Origin of the sequence: Psychroserpens sp. NJDZ02 (assembly GCF_004843725.1) — a bacterium.
GTDB lineage: Bacteria > Bacteroidota > Bacteroidia > Flavobacteriales > Flavobacteriaceae > Olleya.
This window is the reverse complement of the sequence record NZ_CP039451.1, coordinates 965,277-984,312: the sequence shown is the minus strand read 5'-3', so window position 1 is coordinate 984,312 and position 19,036 is coordinate 965,277. Positions and strand designations below refer to the sequence as shown.

Annotated in this window: 16 protein-coding genes; 3 read left to right on the top strand and 13 right to left on the bottom strand. The window is 31.9% G+C overall.

From position 1 onward, the window contains the following. Positions 1–895 precede the first annotated feature (895 nt). The 5 genes from E9099_RS04385 to E9099_RS04365 form a co-directional block, all read right to left on the bottom strand. The gene (locus E9099_RS04385) at positions 896–1,861 is read right to left on the bottom strand and encodes a hypothetical protein (protein ID WP_136582492.1); all 966 of its coding nucleotides are present in this window, start codon (positions 1,859–1,861) and stop codon (positions 896–898) included. A gap of 80 nt (positions 1,862–1,941) precedes the next feature. Next, on the bottom strand, positions 1,942–2,247 hold the full coding sequence (locus E9099_RS19135; protein ID WP_168800715.1) for an integrase core domain-containing protein: 306 nt from the start codon (positions 2,245–2,247) through the stop codon (positions 1,942–1,944). A 310-nt stretch (positions 2,248–2,557) separates the two neighbouring features. After that, positions 2,558–3,364: a hypothetical protein gene (locus E9099_RS04375; protein WP_136582490.1), complete on the bottom strand. Its 807-nt coding sequence runs from the start codon at positions 3,362–3,364 to the stop codon at positions 2,558–2,560. A 163-nt stretch (positions 3,365–3,527) separates the two neighbouring features. Further along, on the bottom strand, positions 3,528–4,079 hold the full coding sequence (locus E9099_RS04370; RefSeq protein WP_136582489.1) for a hypothetical protein: 552 nt from the start codon (positions 4,077–4,079) through the stop codon (positions 3,528–3,530). A 52-nt stretch (positions 4,080–4,131) separates the two neighbouring features. Next, positions 4,132–4,440 carry an integrase core domain-containing protein gene (locus tag E9099_RS04365; RefSeq protein WP_136582488.1) on the bottom strand — a complete coding sequence of 103 codons (309 nt, stop codon included), beginning with the start codon at positions 4,438–4,440 and terminating at the stop codon, positions 4,132–4,134. Between E9099_RS04365 and E9099_RS19355 the strand changes: the two genes are divergently transcribed. Continuing rightward, positions 4,439–4,639 (top strand): hypothetical protein, encoded by a 201-nt coding sequence (locus E9099_RS19355; protein ID WP_205961017.1) that lies wholly within the window; start codon positions 4,439–4,441, stop codon positions 4,637–4,639. The genes E9099_RS04365 and E9099_RS19355 overlap by 2 nt on opposite strands. Before the next feature lie 106 nt (positions 4,640–4,745). Here E9099_RS19355 and E9099_RS04360 read toward each other — a convergent pair whose 3' ends face one another. The 4 genes from E9099_RS04360 to E9099_RS04345 all read right to left on the bottom strand — a co-directional run bounded on the left by E9099_RS04360 (position 4,746) and on the right by E9099_RS04345 (position 9,753). Further along, positions 4,746–5,804 carry a PIN domain-containing protein gene (locus E9099_RS04360; protein ID WP_136582487.1) on the bottom strand — a complete coding sequence of 353 codons (1,059 nt, stop codon included), beginning with the start codon at positions 5,802–5,804 and terminating at the stop codon, positions 4,746–4,748. Between the two features lie 956 nt (positions 5,805–6,760). Next, on the bottom strand, positions 6,761–7,687 hold the full coding sequence (locus tag E9099_RS04355) for a hypothetical protein (protein ID WP_136582486.1): 927 nt from the start codon (positions 7,685–7,687) through the stop codon (positions 6,761–6,763). Between the two features lie 260 nt (positions 7,688–7,947). Then, positions 7,948–9,096: a hypothetical protein gene (locus E9099_RS04350; RefSeq protein ID WP_136582485.1), complete on the bottom strand. Its 1,149-nt coding sequence runs from the start codon at positions 9,094–9,096 to the stop codon at positions 7,948–7,950. 84 nt (positions 9,097–9,180) lie between these two features. After that, the gene (locus E9099_RS04345; RefSeq protein ID WP_136582484.1) at positions 9,181–9,753 is read right to left on the bottom strand and encodes a Crp/Fnr family transcriptional regulator; all 573 of its coding nucleotides are present in this window, start codon (positions 9,751–9,753) and stop codon (positions 9,181–9,183) included. Between the two features lie 254 nt (positions 9,754–10,007). Between E9099_RS04345 and E9099_RS04340 the strand changes: the two genes are divergently transcribed. Next, on the top strand, positions 10,008–11,000 hold the full coding sequence (locus E9099_RS04340; protein ID WP_136582483.1) for an IS110 family transposase: 993 nt from the start codon (positions 10,008–10,010) through the stop codon (positions 10,998–11,000). An 813-nt stretch (positions 11,001–11,813) separates the two neighbouring features. Here E9099_RS04340 and E9099_RS04335 read toward each other — a convergent pair. From E9099_RS04335 to E9099_RS04320, 4 genes are all read right to left on the bottom strand, one after another. Next, positions 11,814–12,809: a hypothetical protein gene (locus E9099_RS04335; protein ID WP_136582482.1), complete on the bottom strand. Its 996-nt coding sequence runs from the start codon at positions 12,807–12,809 to the stop codon at positions 11,814–11,816. An 871-nt stretch (positions 12,810–13,680) separates the two neighbouring features. Then, entirely contained in the window at positions 13,681–16,083 is a 2,403-nt protein-coding gene (locus E9099_RS04330; RefSeq protein WP_136582481.1) for an erythromycin esterase family protein, read from the bottom strand. A 153-nt stretch (positions 16,084–16,236) separates the two neighbouring features. After that, positions 16,237–17,085: an IS3 family transposase gene (locus E9099_RS04325; RefSeq protein ID WP_262710433.1), complete on the bottom strand. Its 849-nt coding sequence runs from the start codon at positions 17,083–17,085 to the stop codon at positions 16,237–16,239. A gap of 2 nt (positions 17,086–17,087) precedes the next feature. Then, positions 17,088–17,459: a transposase gene (locus tag E9099_RS04320; RefSeq protein WP_136582479.1), complete on the bottom strand. Its 372-nt coding sequence runs from the start codon at positions 17,457–17,459 to the stop codon at positions 17,088–17,090. A 286-nt stretch (positions 17,460–17,745) separates the two neighbouring features. Between E9099_RS04320 and E9099_RS04315 the strand changes: the two genes are divergently transcribed. Further along, positions 17,746–18,738 carry an IS110 family transposase gene (locus tag E9099_RS04315; RefSeq protein WP_136581761.1) on the top strand — a complete coding sequence of 331 codons (993 nt, stop codon included), beginning with the start codon at positions 17,746–17,748 and terminating at the stop codon, positions 18,736–18,738. Positions 18,739–19,036 lie beyond the last annotated feature (298 nt).

Sequence of the window (19,036 nt, the reverse complement as noted above, 5' to 3'; positions counted from 1 at the left end):
AAACTTTCTATTTTGTTTTATCTTTTTTGTTCTAAAGCCAAATCAAAAGATTTGGCGGACTTTATAAAAACACACTAAACTTTGAATTAAAACTAAAACCCGTATTAACTATAGCCATTGTGTGTGCCCAGCATGGGCATCTTTTTATTTACCTAAAGGTAGATAATTAATCTAGAGGGTGCAAGTCCCTTATGCGCAGGAGTAACGTCTTGAAGCATTAGTAAGTCGCAAGGGTGAAAACCGTGAGGTTTTATCTGAAGGAAGCGAGACTACAAAACTCGGTACTGACGAACAGAAATCGTATACAGAGGCATAATTGTTTGGGTAAGGAAGCACACCTTTGTAACGCCCAAACGGTACCAAAAGGGTAATTATGTAGATACGGGAGTGATTGAGTGAAAGAGGATGCTATTACCTGGGGAGGTCTCGAAAGTTACCAATTGACTATTTGGAGCAGTCAGCAGAGGTCATAGTACTTGAAGGAAACGAGGAGATGCAATGCCTCCGACGGTCTCACAAGTAAGGAAGGACTGAACTTAATTCTCTTCAAAATTCGCATAAGAGCACTAGTGGTAGCCTATGCCTAAATTAGAAGATAGTACCAAGGGAGAAAAGCCTTTTGGTGTGATGATTTACGAACCGCCGTATACGTTCCTGAGTTGTATTGCTAGTCGCAATAGATACGAAAGGACCAACGTAGTTATGTACGTACGGTGGTGTGAGAGGCGCACTCCGACTATTTTAGTCGGAGCCGTCTACTCGATTTGTAGCCGTTTATGTTTTGTTGCCAATTTTATTTTTCATATAGTTGTTTTATGAAATAACGTTTTTTGTATTGTAAAAACGTTGTGATTTATATTACAACTCTATTTTTTTATGTTTAAAAATTAAAAGTTTAATCTAAATATTCTTTTGGAAACATTAGTTTTTTTGGTCTAACATAGTTGAGGTCTGTAAAAATCAGATTTTTACCAAAGGTTACACCATCCAAATACCCACAACCTTTTTCAAAAGTGTCATAGGGATTAACTTCTATTTCTTTACCTTCTTTGTTTTTATAAACGACACTAAGACGATTTGATTTATATGAAACTTCAAATATTTCAGGCAGTAATGGGTCTTCGGGAAAACTGCGATTACCCATTGTTTCGTGACAGGAGAAGCATTCTTGCCTTAATCCATCACTGTTTGTTTTTTTTGCTAAAATCCCTAGATTTTCTTGTAGTTTTTCTTTGTTCAAAAAGGTGTTTACTATTTTTAAATTCGTGTTGTATACATATGTTTTTGAGTTCTTAATTGCAGTGAAATAAACGTTTTTATTGGATGATTCATCAACTAATAAACCTGGTTCACTAATTTTTCCTGAGATAACGGAAGGTAATTTTTTATTATTTTTTAATAATATATAGCTGTCGTAATCTAATTGGCCAATTATGAATTCATTTTCAATGCCAGAATTAGGATTAGTTAGTATTACATTTTCAAAGTTGGAGTATTTAAGCGATAATGCTATTTTTTCATTATTTTTCAGGTCTATTAAAAGTGAGATATCTCCATTGTTAAATAGATAAAACCGTTGTTTGTTTACAAAAATTTCAGTTTGAAACGTTCCTGGAGATTTTTGTTGAGTTCCCTTTTCTAAATCAAAAATTAATTCATCATCAAAAGAAACATAATCTAATTCGCCTAAAAGTCTAATATCATTATATTTAGGCTCTATTATGGTTTTTTGAGTAGAATCAACAATCCCCCAGAGGTTATTATGCTTAAACGGCATATATTCTTTATACTTTTTTTTGTCTTGAGAATGAACATTGTTTATCAAAAACAATGAGATTGTTATAAATAGTATTTTTTTCATTTTTTATAAGTTTTTTTTGGGAATTTGAAATGGTTTATTTAATGTCTTGTCCTGAAATATGGCTACCGGTTAAAATTGAATTAAGCTGATAATTTATATACCATATTAGGTGTTTTATAATCTAAAGATAAATGTAATCTAACTTCGTTGTATAAATTAATTGCATTTTTTCTAGTTCTCTTTGCGTGTGCTTTGCTATCAAAGGTTTGGTCTAAGTAAAACTCATCTTTTAATATGCTATTTATACGTTCTTCCATTACTTTTTCGTAACAAGCGTTTTGTTCAGTAAAGAACGATGAAGAAATAATAAAAAAGGAAGCTATATGAAAGGAAAACGACAAGGTAGATATCCCCTCTTTTGGTACGCTAACCCAGTTTTTAGGCATGGCCAAAGTGAATACCCTTGGGATTAAATAAGTTAATAAGTGTATGCATCTATCCGCAACATCCTATAATCTTAAAAAGTATTTAAAATATATGAAAAATGGGCCTGAAAGTATAGCGGGACTACTTGCTTTTATTAAAAGCACCAAAAACCACCTAATAAGCGTTCAAATACTATGTTTTAAGCCACTTGCATTTTAGAGAAAGTATGGCGTATTAAAATTAAAAAGAGCTTAAAATCAAAGATTTTAAGCTCTTTTTATGCTTTTTTAAGGGGTTGTGCAACGGTTACCGGTGTTGACAACAGTTTTTTTATTGTTTAATATATTTCTTTGTTATGAAAAATGTCCTAGTGTCGTTAAACTCATTATTTTCCTTAAAGTCAATAACCCACATATTTACTTCTATACCAGTTAAAAGAACATATTCCAATCGAATAAAACCATAAATATCAGAATAAAAGCTTTTTAGTTTAGTTGAACCTAATTCTGAGTCAGCTTGGCTTTCAACGATAAAGCATTCTACTTCTCCGAATTCAGTATTTAGTTTTTCTTTACCAGTTATTTTATAACTGTAATTAAGTAATAATTGTCCAATCCACTTGCCCCATAATTTATTTCCCCAACCTTCTCCAATTAACATCGCATCTTTCCATTGTGCACCAACTTGTAAAGGTTTTTTAATATAGGGAAATGGGCAAGTCTCTAAGGAACTAAAAAATCCACTTCTAATTGGGTGAATCCATACATTTTCTGAATTATCAACTGCTCCTGTTGACGAGAAAGAACTAAATTCAGGTCCTTGTAAATATGATATTTGGGTTTGATTTTCGTTAGTCCTTGAGTCATCATCTGTCGGTCTTATTATCAAATGAATTTTGTCCACGCCTATAGAGTCATGCTCTTTCTGAACTAATTCAAAATCACCTTCTGAATTTGTTTTGAGTTTTTTTGTAATATTATTTTCAATTATTTCGTAATCAAAAACATAAACATTTCCAATTTTATAAACTTGATTATTTAAGTCAACGCTATCTTGTTCTATTAAAACAGAATCGTATTGTTGAGAAAATACTATTTGAAGAATAAATAAAAATAAAAAGAATAATTTATATTTCATTATGAGAGTTTTTTCAAATTGTTGCCAACGTTGTTCGTATAAGAATAGGTGCGTGTTTGTATGCGAGGATTTTCCGCAGGAAAATCAGTCGTTACAAACACGCAACGACTATTGATTAAACACTAAACCGCAATTATTTTTATACGGTGTTGTGTGGCGTTTTTTAATTTATAAATTCAATTTCTAATCTATCTTTAGATGTATATTCTTTTATAATTTTATGCAATTCTACTTCAACATTTTTTTTGTAGAAAATTTCAAATTTTACAGCACCCTCACCTTTATGTAGAAAATATCGAGGTTCTGGTATAAAGATCTTGGGTTTGTCATAATCTATAAACCTGGTCAAAGTAAGTATTGCTCCTAATGGTACTTCTTGCCCATCTTGGTTCTCTATACTCATATCTTCAAATCTATCTTTATTCAAATCATATTTTTTAATCTTATCACTTAATTTGGTTAGTGATACATTGAGTTTATTAACCCTCAACGTGTCAACTTCAAATTTAACAGCCTTTTTGGTAAGTGGTCTACCTATTACTTTAAGGCTATCTATTAAATTAGTATTTAATAAATTGTTAGTTAAACTTACATAATTATAATTTGGTGTGGGCTCATGTATGTCATAATTTATAAATTCCATTTTTTTTGATTCTTGACTAGCACAAGAATTAAATAATAAAAGGAAAATAGTAGAATAAATAATTTTAATCATCTGTTTTTTTTTAATGTCTTGTCCTGAAATACGGCTACAGTTTAAAATTGAATTAAGCTGATAATTTATATACCATATTAGGTGTTTTATAATCTAAAGATAAATGTAATCTAACTTCGTTGTATAAATTAATTGCATTTTTTCCAGTTCTCTTTGCGTGTGCTGCGCTATCAAAGGTTTGATCTAAGTAAAACTCATCTTTTAATATGCCATTTATACGTTCTTCCATTGCTTTTTCGTAACAAGCGTTTTGTTCAGTAAAGAACGATGAAGAAATAATAAAAAAAAAGGAAGCTATCTGAAAGGAAAGCGACAAGGTAGATATCCCCTCTTTTGGTACACCAACCCAGTTTTTAGGCATGAGTAAGGTAAATACCCTTGGGATTAAACAAGCTAATAAGTGTATGCATCTATCCGCAACAGCCTATAATCTTAAAATGTATTTAAAATATATGAAAAACTTACCAGAAAGTATAGCGGGACTACTTGCTTTTATTAAAAGCACCGAAAACTACCTAATAAGCGTTAGAATACTATGTTTTAAGCCACTTGCATTTTAGAGAAAGTATGGCGTATTAAAATTAAAAACAGCTTAAAATCAAATGTTTTAAGCTGTTTTTATGCTTTTTTAAGGGGTTGTGCAACGGTTACCGGTGTTGTACATAGTTATTTTTTTTCAACATTCCAATCAGGAAGAAAATCTTCGAAATTTTGGCTAATAATATTTTTAGATTCTAAATCAATTTTACCCTCGTAGATACATAAAACATTATTTTCATAAATAGCTCTATTTTCACTATCTATCCTGTGTTTGATTTCGTCAAGGTTATAATCTTTGGGATATTTATTCGGATAGTCATTTAAATCTACTTGTGTTTCCTTATCATAAACAGCTTTTAATCTAACTAAAAAACTTGATATAAGTGTTACTTCTGATTTATCTTCTGAATAAGTGTAGTATTCATAAACTTTTACATCAAGAATTTCAAATGAAATGTTTTTCGGTGGTTTGTGTCTATTGTAATAATCTGAAACGTAACTCGGAAAATCATCAACACTTTTCAATAAACTATTTCTGATTTCTGTTTTGTCAATTGAGTTTAATATAATTTCGTTGTTAAGAAATTTAACTTGAAGACCATAATCACTTAGATATTTTGGAATACTTTCAATTATTATTATATTTTTTATTCCATTGTCCTCGAGCATTTTTTTAAAGAAAATATTCTCTGTAAAAATCTTGTCTCTGCTAATTAATATTACTTTGTCTTTAGGGTATTCTGATGCGAGATTAATTAAGTTAAACCATATAATAAAATCTCGTGTGTTGTCCTTCTTTGATTCTCTTTTATTAGCAATTGAAAAATCAATGAGCAGTTCAGGATTTAAGTAACTTGTAGTCTGAATCTTCCAACAAGTTGACTTTAGTTTTTCTTTAAAATTTTTAAGTGCTTTTTTTTCTAAAGTTTTAGAATCGATATTTTCAATGTTATCTATAAATGGATTTGTTTTAAATCTAGTGTAAACATCTTTATGGTCATACATTAATTTTTTTAAATAATCATTTTCAAAATAATCGATTAATTCTTTATAAACTACATCTTGAAGAACTAGTTCATAATGACTTTTTTTCAAGAAATTTACTAAATAATCAAAGTTGATATTATTATTTAATGCAACTCCAAGTTCCCGATAAATATTAGTGTCAAATGTTAGAAAGTGCATTTTTTGTTTTAATTATGTACAACGTTTTGTGTAAGGATAGTTGCGTGATTAAATAATCAACTTACTAAATATGGAACGAACCAGAGGGGAATCTTTAGGATTTTCCAAGTAGGCAAGAACCAAGCAATTATTTTTACACGTTGTGTGTGCCCAGCATGGGCATCTTTTAATTTACGGAAAGGTAAATAATTAATCTAGAGGGTGCAAGTCCCTTATGCGCAGGAGTAACGTCTTGAAGCATTAGTAAGTCGCAAGGGTGGTAATCGCGAGGTTACATCTGAAGGCTATTTGTGATTGATTAATGAGCAAATACCACTACAAAACTCGGTACTGACGAACAGAAATCGTATACAGAGGCATAGTTATTCGGGTAAGCAAGCACATCATTGTAACGCCCAAACAGTAACAAAAGAGTAATTATATAGATACGGCAGTGATTGAGTGAAAGAAGATGCCATTACCTGGGGAGGTCTCCAAAGTTACGAGTTGACTATTTGGAGAAGTCAGCAGAAGTCATAGTACTTAAAGGAAACGAGTTGAGGCAATACCTCAGAAGGTCTCACAAGTAAGGAAGGACTGAACGTAATTCTCTTCAAAATTCGCATAGGAGCACTAGTGGTAGCCTATGCCTAAATTAGAAGATAGTGTCAAGGGTGAAAAGAGCTTTGGCGTGATGATTTACGAACCGCCGTATACGAGACCCGTACGTACGGTGGTGTGAGAGGCGCACTCCGGCTATTTTAGTCGGAGCCGTCTACTCGATTGTACACTGGCTTTTTAGTTATAATTCAAATTCAGTTCCATACTTCAATCCAATTTCCTTAACTCTCGACATGTGGAGATTCTAGAAATGACACAGAATATCTCTTGAGAAAAACCTCACATCTCTTTAACCTAAACTTGAACCTTGGTTGAATTACATTCAATACTTAAACCAGTCAAACAGAATAAATACACTACTTTTCCAAAAACACTATTTCGTGTAAAGATTTGGTGTTGTATGTCTTTTCCACTCCATCTCTAGTGATTGTCATTGTCTCTTTACCAATATATCGATAGGCAGATTCACTGGGTGTGAATTTAGCTTTTTCTTTCATAACCATGTGATCGACCTCAATCTTTAAGTCCATCTTAAAGTTTTTATCTTTTAATTTTATCACAATCTCATTGGCATACTCAAATCCCATATCTGGATCTTTACTAATCTTATTTAATTTAGATTTAAGTTTAAATAGTGAAGATAATATTGATGGTTCGAAAATTACACCATCCTTATCTGTAATTAAGGCAGTACCAAGAAGTATTTTACCAAATTTTAATACCATTACAGAATAATCTATTGAGATATCTTCCGTATGAACTTTACCCCAATACCAATTTTTAAAAATGTTACCCATAGGTTTAAATCCCCAATTGTGGTCGTGATATCCAGTACCCTTTACTTTGGTTTCTATGCCATTCTTGATGATAACACCTTCCACTCTACCTTGAGGAACTGCAACGGTCCAACCCATTATATTTTTTCCAGCAGGTCGAGACCAATGTGGATTTTCTGGATATAGCTTTAGCTTTGCTCCGTTACCATTAATATTTGTATAGAATTCGTAGTAACCACCTTTATCGATGCAATATTCTTCACCAAGATGAGTGTCACATTTGTCGTAGGATAGCGAGACCTCTGTTTCTTTATATTCTTTAAGTTCCCATATCTCATTCCCGTTTGCTTCATAGATATTAGTTCTTACAGATGGTCTTCTTGGTTTAAGCCTTGTATCGTTTGTAGAATACATAACAACAAGATGATCACCATTATCTAGTGCAGCATCGAAGTACCACCATTCAAACTCATTTTCTCTATCTTTCACAGGGAAAGCAATATGCATTGCATCTTCTTTAATAAAATTTTTCATCTTCAATTTATTTTTTAATGAATATAATTTTTATGCTTGTGTACAACGTTTAGTATATAGAAAGTAAGGCAGAAGACAAGCACTATCGTTTCGGTTTATAACTTAGCTAAATATAAACATTTTACTTTTCGGTTAAATGTCAAATTTTATATTTAGCGAAGTTGCATACATAGAAAAAGGCATTTGGATTAACACCAAATGCCCTATGTTTTTTATACGTTATTAGCAGTATGTTATTTACCTACAGGATCTCCGAAATACATTAATTCCCAAACCGCTTTGTTGCTGGTATGCTTCTCTATTAATTTACCTGATTTGTAAACTCTTATTTCTGCTTTTCCAGTAAATCTAAAATATGCAGGATCAATACTAGTAAGCATTTTTGCAAGTCTGAATTTAAGTCCATTACCAACTGATGCCGCAATTAAATCTACTTCAACAATAGTTTTTTCTCTAAAAAGTGAATATTCATACCTGTATTCAGTTTGAGGATCATCATAAACAAAAATTAAATCGTCACTTACATCTTTTTTTAGTGTTGGATGCTCCTTACCATAAGTTCTATATAGCGTTACTAATTCACCATCATCAACAACTGTTTCGCCATCCTTAGAAATATTAAAAGTAATTATATTGTCATTATTAAATTCTTTTTCAGATATCATTTCTGAAGCAATTACGTTATAAGGACCAATTTCAGCTCTTGACCAATACCAATGGTTAAAAATTTCCATCATAGAGACATTTCCCCAATTATGGTCGTGGTAGGCAGAACCAGATGTTTTAGTTGTTAGATCTTTGTAATCATATTCAATTTCCATTTCACCTTGAGGTACAGGTACTACCCAATTGAATTCTTTGCTTTCGTCAGCACCAAACACCATATATCCTGTTTTTGGTCTCCAGCTTTGCGTAGTTCTTTTTATTACGGCTGTTAAGTTTATATTTTCATTTTCAATGTGAATTTTGTATTCCTTTAGGTTTCCTACTACATAATTATTACCCATCTTAACATTACACGAATCTTTTGAAGCAAAAAAATCTTCTGGGTCACAGTAAATTTTTTCTGATATTTTGCTGCCATCAGCTTTATCTATACTAACCGTCAAGTATGGATTAAAAGGTTTTTTTATGGCGGTCATAAACTTGGTGTAAAACGTTATTACAACAGTACTTCCATCATGTAAATGAGCATCAAAATACCACCATTCGTAGCTTCCTTTATCTCCAGATGTTCTCATTCCGTCTTCCCATTTTTCAGGAATATTACCTTCTATTAAGTTTCTTTTGTTATAGTCGTCACTAATTTTTGCTAAGTTCTGACTGAATAAAAAAGTAGAAAAAAGAAGTGTTATAAATGTAAGACTGATTTTCTTTTTCATTTGAGTTAAATTGTGATCTATAGTTTTTGTAAACCACAAAAATAAATGTAATTTATTTGAGTTTGATGAAACTAATTTCATGTTTCAACTAGTACGTTTTATTTTACTTAACCATTGGGGTGTAACTCCCATAAATTCGGCTATATATTTAGATGGAACATTTTTAGTAATTGGATTGTGTTTTTCTAGAAGGTAGCTGTATAATTTATCTTTTGGTAGACCTATTAGTTTGGACTTTATTTGATTTATAAAAATGAGAGCTTCTATAATATGCGTATTGCAAAATTTATCAAAAGCTTTATGTTTTGAACTCAATCTTTCTATTGTATTTCTATGAAATGCAATTACTTCAGAGTTTTTGAATGCTTTTATTTGCGTATCAGAAGGCTCTTTTGAAAAATAACTTTCTGGTTGCGTCATAAATGGATGATAATTGTCAATGTGGAACGCAGTTGTTCTAAAATTTGATTTATTATCATCAAAATACTGACTTACAAATCCGCCTTTGATTACTATGTAGATATATTTACTATGTTCTCCTAAATTAAGAATATTGTCGTTTCTTTTGATTTCAATTTGCTTACCATTCAAATTTATCTCTTGAATTAAATCTTCTGATAGACCGTATTGAATACCATGGTTTATAAGGTTTCTCATTTTTTTTTAATTACTGCCAACGTTGTTCTTTACTTTATACTCATTACAAAAGTAGTTATTACTTTTACTAGGAAACAAGAGGAGAACTAGAACGTTGTTTAGAATAATAGTTCCACTATACGTATAAGTCCTCTTGTCTTTCTTAGGTTGCTTTAGGACCATTTGGAATACCAGGAATCACTTCCTAATAAAGGTGATAGTCATAGCAGCATTTATTAATCATTCCTCTTTGAGTAGGAACAATATTTAAAAATATGAAAAAATATGTAGATGTTATCGGTATTGATGTATCTAAATTAACAATTGATGCACATATTTATAATAGAGGCGTTCACCGTGTGTTTTCCAATACTTCAAAAGGTTACAAAGCACTATTATCTTGGGTCGAAAAGCATCTTGGTAAAGACCTCTGTTTTTTCTGTTTTGAGAATACAGGTCATTACTCTACAAATCTTAGTGTTTATTTATCAGAAAACAACATAGATTATGTAGAAGAAAGTCCTTTGACCATTAAACGATCTTCTGGAATTGTTAGAGGAAAAACAGATCAGCTTGATTCCGCAATGATTGCGAGATATGCATGGCTTTACAAAGAAGAGTTGACTCTAAGTAGTCCAAAAGCGCAAGATATTCAAGAGTTAGGACGTTTGTTATCCTTTAGAGAACAGTTAGTACGAGACCGTACAGGTAAGATGAGTAGTCTTAAAGAAATGCAGACCTTGCTTAGTAGTCCATCGACTGATGATTGTTGTATAATTGTCAAAAAGATGATTCATTATCTAACAAAACAAATTACAACACTTGAGCAAAGTATTAAAAAACTAATACGAAGTGATGAGTTCTTGGAAAAGAATTATCAGCTTTTAAATACCTTAAAAGGGGTTGGTTTAATATTATCTTGTCAATTGTTATACCACACGAACAATTTTAAGCGATTTGATAGTTGGCGTCAGTTTTCAAGTTATTGTGGTGTAGCTCCTTTTGAGCACAGTTCAGGAACCAGTATTTACCGGAAAAACAGAATTCATAAGATAGGAGACCGGAAAATGAAAACACTCTTAACACTTGCCAGTGTTAGCGCAATACAGTGCGATAAAGAATTAAAACAGTATTACGAGAAAAAAGTTGCAGAAGGTAAACCAAAATTGGTGGCTTTAAATAATGTTAGAAATAAGATTTTGTCAAGAGCTTTTGCTGTGGTAAAAAGAGGAACACCTTATGTCGAATTACAAAAATTTGCAGCATAGTAAAAAGGTCTTTAAATAATTAGGTTTTGACCTTGGAATACGTATATGGTTTGTTGCGTGTTTTAAGCAACTAATTTAGTAAATAATTACCGACCAAGAAAGTCCGCGAGGACTTTCGTAAGTAGGCGAGAAGCTAGCAATAAATTATATACGGTGTGTGTGCCCAGCATGGGCATCTTTTAATTTACGGAAAGGTAAATAATTAATCTAGAGGGTGCAAGTCCCTTATGCGCAGGAGTAACGTCTTGAAGCATTAGTAAGTCGCAAGGGTGGTAATCGCGAGGTTACATCTGAAGGCTATTTGTGATTGATTAATGAGCAAATACCACTACAAAACTCGGTACTGATACTTCGACTACGCTCAGCATAAACTAAACAGAAATCGTATACAGAGGCATAATTATTCGGGTAAGCAAGCACATCATTGTAACGCCCAAACAGTAACAAAAGGGTAATTATGTAGATACGGCAGTGATTGAGTGAAAGAGGATGCCATTACCTGGGGAGGTCTCCAAAGTTACGAGTTGACTATATGGAGAAGTCAGCAGAGGTCATAGTACTTACAGGAAACGAGTTGAGGCAATACCTCAGAAGGTCTCACAAGTAAGGAAGGACTGAACGTAATTCTCTTCAAAATTCGCATAGGAGCACTAGTGGTAGCCTATGCCTAAATTAGGAGATAGTGTCAAGGGTGAAAAGAGCTTTGGCGTGATGATTTACGAACCGCCGTATACGAGACCCGTACGTACGGTGGTGTGAGAGGCGCACTCCGGCTGTTTTAGTCGGAGCCGTCTACTCGATTAGCTGTAGTTTTTATTCCACTTTGTAACGAACAATGACTTCATTATCCAAAACGACATTAGTAGACCAAATAAATTCAGCACCTTTTCCACTAAATTTTTCTATGAAGTTCATATATGCTTTTTTATTATTTACTCCTATTTCATCTTCAGTATATGTGGTCGCATTTGGCCATTGGCTGTCATTGAAAGTAACGTCAAAACTATTTTCTGGAATTTTCCAATGAATACCGTAAAATGCTGTTCCATTATCAACTCCATCTGTACTGCAATTTGAAGAGATTCTTTTTTCTCCAATTTCACTTAAACAACTTAAATCACTAATAGGTGCAGTATAAAAAGTTTGTGCTTTCCATTTGCTATTTGTAATAGTCCCATCACTAAAGCTGGCTATAAAACCTCCATCTCCAGGATGAAAATCTTTTCCTCTATTATTTTCTGAACCTAAACCTAAATGTTCTTCCCAATCTATTAGTTTTACTGCAATTGTATAAGGTTTTTTTACTTTGAATTTTACAATGTTTGAATTAAATGGTGTAAAAGGTACTGGGTCAACTGCTATTAATTTTCCGTTAATGTAAAGTTCAAAATAATTATCCGCAAAAAGATAGCCTGTAATGATTTCTCCGTCCGAATCTATCTCAAAGACAGGAACGGAATTCATATCTATTTCTGAAAGATTATTTGGTGTTATAGAGTTACATTCATTATATAAATCAGAAGCTTTGGTCGATTCGTTGAAATGATTAATTCCGGGAACTGTCCAACTATTTCCTAAATCATCTTTTATTTCTCCAACTCCTGAAATTCTGCTACCTCCTTGATTACAAGAAATAAGACTTTTAATTTGTGTTTCCGCTAATCCTTGGGTTACGTTTCCTGTTCCATTGTAAATTTTTTCGTTAGTTGTTTCTTTAGGAATTGATTCATTAGTTGATGATTTTGCGTTTTTTTCCTTACAACTGATTATCGTAATTAATAGAAATAGAAATAAAATGTTATTTTTCATTATATGAGTTTTTTTTAAAATTACAGCTAACGTTTAGTATAAGAAACGTAGGGCAGTTGAAAAGCACTTCGTTTCGGGTTTTGCACTTAGCCAAATATAATATTTTGTATTTATCTTTTTTATTGAAAATGCCAAATTTTATATTTGGCGGACTTTGTAAATAAACACAGACCTTTGGAGTTAACACAAAAGCCCTATGTTTTTTATACCTTGTGTGTGCCCAGCATGGGCATCTTTTAATTTACGGAAAGGTAAATAATTAATCTAGAGGGTGCAAGTCCCTTATGCGCAGGAGTAACGTCTTGAAGCATTAGTAAGTCGCAAGGGTGGTAATCGCGAGGTTACATCTGAAGGCTATTTGTGATTGATTAATGAGCAAATACCACTACAAAACTCGGTACTGATACTTCGACTACGCTCAGCATAAACTAAACAGAAATCGTATACAGAGGCATAATTATTCGGGTAAGCAAGCACATCATTGTAACGCCCAAACAGTAACAAAAGGGTAATTATGTAGATACGGCAGTGATTGAGTGAAAGAGGATGCCATTACCTGGGGAGGTCTCCAAAGTTACGAGTTGACTATTTGGAGAAGTCAGCAGAGGTCATAGTACTTACAGGAAACGAGTTGAGGGAATACCTCAGAAGGTCTCACAAGTAAGGAAGGACTGAACGTGATTCTCTTCAAAATTCGCATAGGAGCACTAGTGGTAGCCTATGCCTAAATTAGAAGATAGTGCCAAGGGTGAAAAGAGCTTTGGTGTGATGATTTACGAACCGCCGTATACGAGACCCGTATGTACGGTGGTGTGAGAGGCGCACTCCGGCTATTTTAGTCGGAGCCGTCTACTCGATTGGCAATAGTTTTTTATTCAGTCTTTTCTCCTTTCTTTCGTTTGTAAAATGAATACCAAAAGGTTTTGTCATATTCTACACGATTCAATACTGTTTGTTCCATTTTGCGAAATTCATACTCTATTTCTTCAACATTATTTAGCTCAAAGTCATAAAGCTCGGAATCCATTTCTAAAACTCTATTCTCTATTTTGTCATCTATATTTTGTATTTCTTCATAAGATCTATTAAAATATTTTGTTGCGTAATATTTTCCATCATTAAAAATATTAGAATAAGTACAAGTATTTTCCTCTTTAATGGTAATTTGTTTTGCCTTTATAAAGCGTTTATAGCTTTCGTATTCTTTAAAGTGTTTTTCAATTTCTTCAGATTTTAAAGTTGTTTCCCAATTTTCTACAACCTTTACAATAGCAAATGTTTCTTTATCAATATAAACTCTGCCAGAATACTCTGTTGGATAAGGTTTATTTGTGTAATTCCATTTATTCCTTTCTGTTTGGAATGAAATAATATATGTAGTTTCATCTATTGGATTGTCCGATTTTACAAATTTTAAATTGAATTTTTTATATTTTCTTTTGTGTAAGATATTTGCGTAGCGAATAGCATTCTGACGATAAGAGAAAAAATCAGAAGAGTATTTATATTTTTTCGGGTTATTATTCTTGTTCCATTTTATTTGTTCGACTCTTTGTGTTATAACGAAAGGTGATAAATAACCATCGTCATAGTCTTTTGTTATTAACTCCAAATCTAATTCGTTTGTGTCATTTTTGTTTATCAAAACTTTGCCATATCTATAAAAATTAAAAGGCTTGGTTGGATGATTTATCTTTTTATTTAAAATTGCTTTCTTTAATACTGTTTTTGGAGATAAAAAGCCAGTTATAACAACTTCATTTAACGTTTGAAACTTTTGATTAAAATAGGTTTTATCTTTTAGCTCTTTTAATCTAATAGTGCGAGTTTCAAAACCCATTGATGAAATTTCGACACTTGCGTTTTCTATCATAGTTTTTTTTATTGGCAATTCGTAAAAACCATTTTCATCTGCTACTCTGTAAATTTCTTCTTTTTTTAGTATTAAGGTAGCAAACGGAATAGGTTCTTTACTTTCTTTGTCAATAAGTTGACCTTTTAGAATGACATTCTTACCTATTTCAATTTGTTCTATTTTTTCTCCAAAATCTTGTTGTTTGTTAGAAACATTTACGCTGTCAATTGGGGTTTCTAATTTTGGTAATGTCGCATTTTTAAAAAATATATAACCATCGTGTAATTGGTCTAATCGAGCATTTGTAAAATCGACAAAGTTTAATAATCTTGTTTCTTTTATTGATTGCATTTCTTCTTGATTTGAAGTTACAAACAAGTAAGGTTTATTTAAATTACTCAACTCATATTCAAATGAACTTTTTTTAATAGATGTTGAATGCCATTTTTTAGTACCTAAGTCAAAAAGAGAATCATTTGCGTGTATTGTAGCCAAACTATATGATTTGTCTTTTAATGTTTTATGAATATAAGAACCCATTGAAATAAACTCTTTTGCAATTGGTTTTTTTATACTTGAATTATCGTTGATAATATGAACATTATCTGCCCAACAAATAATTTTTTCATTCGGATTTCTATTGATGTAACTCAATAAGTTATCAGCCATTTGTTTATCTCTTATATTGTCATTTTTGTTGCCAAAATCGGTGGTGAGAATTTCTTTTTTATTGTAATAAGATTCTTGTGAACAAGCTAAAAGACTTTTAGTAAACTGTTTCCAATAATAATTAGTTTCATTAGTTTCTAATTTTTCTATTTGCTTTATGATTCTATTGACCTCCTTTTCGTAAACTTTATATTTTATATCATCTTCCTCAATGGTTACATTTTCTAAAACTCCCTCGATGATAATGCCTAAATCATCTTCGTCTAATTTTAAAGTAATATTTTGACTTTCCAAATAATCATAAAAATCTTCTACAAATTGTGAAGTATTATTTACTTGAGAATCGAAACCAATAACTTTTAAATTGTTTTTTTCTATATATTTAACAACTCTTTGAAATTCTAAAGTATTAGACCAAACTCCCCAAACTGCGTTATTAAAATCTTTGGAATTAAAACCGTTTTTGTTCATTCTCCAAATGTCGTACATTGAAGATTCCATTGCAATAGTTGTAAATCCTAACTCTTTATGAAGGTATTCCAAAACTCGTGCTTTCATCTCAAATATGTTTCCATACATATGAGTTTGTTCTCCAAGCATCACAAGTTGTTTTCCTTGTAATTCATTTTTTAGAAATCCTAAATCTGTGTATTCTTTAGATTCAGGAGGAAGAAGTTCTTCTATTTTTAATTCTTGTGATTGTATTAAGTTTACAAAAAGTATAGAACAAATAATAATTAAGTTTTTCATAAAAATATTGCATTTAAAATACAATGATAATAATCCATTTTCAGTAATAGGTTTTATTATTTTTTCTTAACAAAAGTTTATTAAGAATAACAGGTTTTGAGGTAGGCGTGTTAAATGTCTTGTCCTGAAATATGGCTACAGGTTAAAATTGAATTAAGCTGATAATTTATATACCATATTTGGTGTTTTATAGTCTAAAGATAAATGTAATCTTATTTCGTTGTATAAATTAATTGCATTTTTTGCAGCTCTCTTAGCGTGACTAACGTTATCAAAGGTTTGGTCTAAATAAAATTCATCTTTTAAAATTCCATTTACACGTTCTGCCATTGCATTTTCGTAACAATGATTTTCTTCGGTCATACTAATATCTATCTTTTTTCTTTTGAGTATTTGTGTGTATACATTGCTACAGTACTGTATTCCTCTATCCGAATGATGGATAAGTTGTTTAATGTTTTTAGCTTGATAAATGGCCTTATTAAGCGCTCTCACACATCCTTTTAATTCTAAGCTATCACTAAGATCGTAACCTACTATTTTCCTTGAATGCATATCAGTTATTAAAGCCAAGTAACAAAACCCTTTTACGGTTCTAATATAGGTTATGTCACTCACCCAAACCTGATTTGCTCTAGTAACTTCCATGTCTTTTATAATGTTATTATACTTATAAAAACGATGATAAGAATTGGTTGTTCTGGCACTAGTTTTCTTTCTAAGTGTTAGCATTTGGTGTTTTCTAAGGACATTAAATAAGGAGTCTCTACCGACTATAATATTATCTTTATTAAAATCTACATCTAATGATTTTACAAGTTTTCTCACGCCCTCTCTAGGAAGGATCTTGCGTCTTTTTCTAACGATATCTATAATTTGTTGTTCGCGTCTTAAGCGGTTATCAGCTCTAGATTTGTATTTGTAATACGCATCACGTTTAAGATGAAAACAATTAGCGATAGTAGTTAAAGAAGCAGATCCTTTAGATTTCTCTTTAGCTATGATTAAGGCTTTATACTTATTTTTTTTTTTAACTCATTGACAGATTTGTAGCCTAAGTCTTCAGCTGCTACTTCTAGATAAGAGTCTTGTACCATAGCATCTAGATCTTTTTTTAATAGTAGTTTTTTTAACTGTTCAATTTCTTTTTGAAGCGTTTTAATTCTAGATATCTCGTCTTTGGTTTCCACTTTTATTCTGGTGTTCATTAAGTCTGTACGATTGTATTTTTTGATCCATACATTGACTGTAGTAGGGGCTATAGAATAGATTTTACAAAGCTCACTCTTTGTATGCTTGCCACTACTAAGTTCTGTTAATATTTTTAATTTAAAAGGTTCGCTGTAACGTCTAATTACTTTGTCATTTTTATACATAATGTTTAAAATTATGTAGCCTTATTTCAGGACGAGTCAAAATTATTGCCAACGTTGTTCTTTACTTTATACTCATTACAAAAGTAGTTATTACTTTTACTAGGAAACAAGAGGAGAACTAGAACGTTGTTTAGAATAATAGTTCCACTATACGTATAAGTCCTCTTGTCTTTCTTAGGTTGCTTTAGGACCATTTGGAATACCAGGAATCACTTCCTAATAAAGGTGATAGTCATAGCAACATTTATTAATCATTCCTCTTTGAGTAGGAACAATATTTAAAAATATGAAAAAATATGTAGATGTTATCGGTATTGATGTATCTAAATTAACAATTGATGCACATATTTATAATAGAGGCGTTCACCGTGTGTTTTCCAATACTTCAAAAGGTTACAAAGCCCTATTATCTTGGGTCGAAAAGCACCTTGGTAAAGACCTCTGTTTTTTCTGTTTTGAGAATACAGGTCATTACTCTACAAATCTTAGTGTTTATTTATCAGAAAACAACATAGATTATGTAGAAGAAAGTCCTTTGACCATTAAACGATCTTCTGGAATTGTTAGAGGAAAAACAGATCAGCTTGATTCCGCAATGATTGCGAGATATGCATGGCTTTACAAAGAAGAGTTGACTCTAAGTAGTCCAAAAGCGCAAGATATTCAAGAGTTAGGACGTTTGTTATCCTTTAGAGAACAGTTAGTACGAGACCGTACAGGTAAGATGAGTAGTCTTAAAGAAATGCAGACCTTGCTTAGTAGTCCATCGACTGATGATTGTTGTATAATTGTCAAAAAGATGATTCATTATCTAACAAAACAAATTACAACACTTGAGCAAAGTATTAAAAAACTAATACGAAGTGATGAGTTATTGGAAAAGAATTATCAACTTTTAAATACCTTAAAAGGGGTTGGTCTAATATTATCATGTCAATTGTTATACCACACGAACAATTTTAAGCGATTTGATAGTTGGCGTCAGTTTTCAAGTTATTGTGGTGTAGCTCCTTTTGAGCACAGTTCAGGAACCAGTATTTACCGGAAAAACAGAATTCATAAGATAGGAGACCGGAAAATGAAAACACTCTTAACACTTGCCAGTGTTAGCGCAATACAGTGCGATAAAGAATTAAAACAGTATTACGAGAAAAAAGTTGCAGAAGGTAAACCAAAACTGGTAGCTTTAAATAATGTTAGAAATAAGATTTTGTCAAGAGCTTTCGCAGTGGTAAAAAGAGGAACACCTTATGTCGAATTACAAAAATTTGCAGCATAGTAAAAAGGTCTTTAAATAATTAGGTTTTGACCTTGGAATACGTATATGGTTTGTTGCGTGTTTCAAGCAACTAATTTAGTAAATAATTACCGACCAAGAAAGTTCGCGAGGACTTTCGAAAGTAGGCGAGAAGCTAGCAATAAATTATATACGGTGTGTGTGCCCAGCATGGGCATCTTTTAATTTACCTAAAGGTAAATAATTAATCTAGAGGGTGCAAGTCCCTTATGCGCAGGAGTAACGTCTTGAAGCATTAGTAAGTCGCAAGGGTGAAAACCGTGAGGTTTTATCTGAAGGC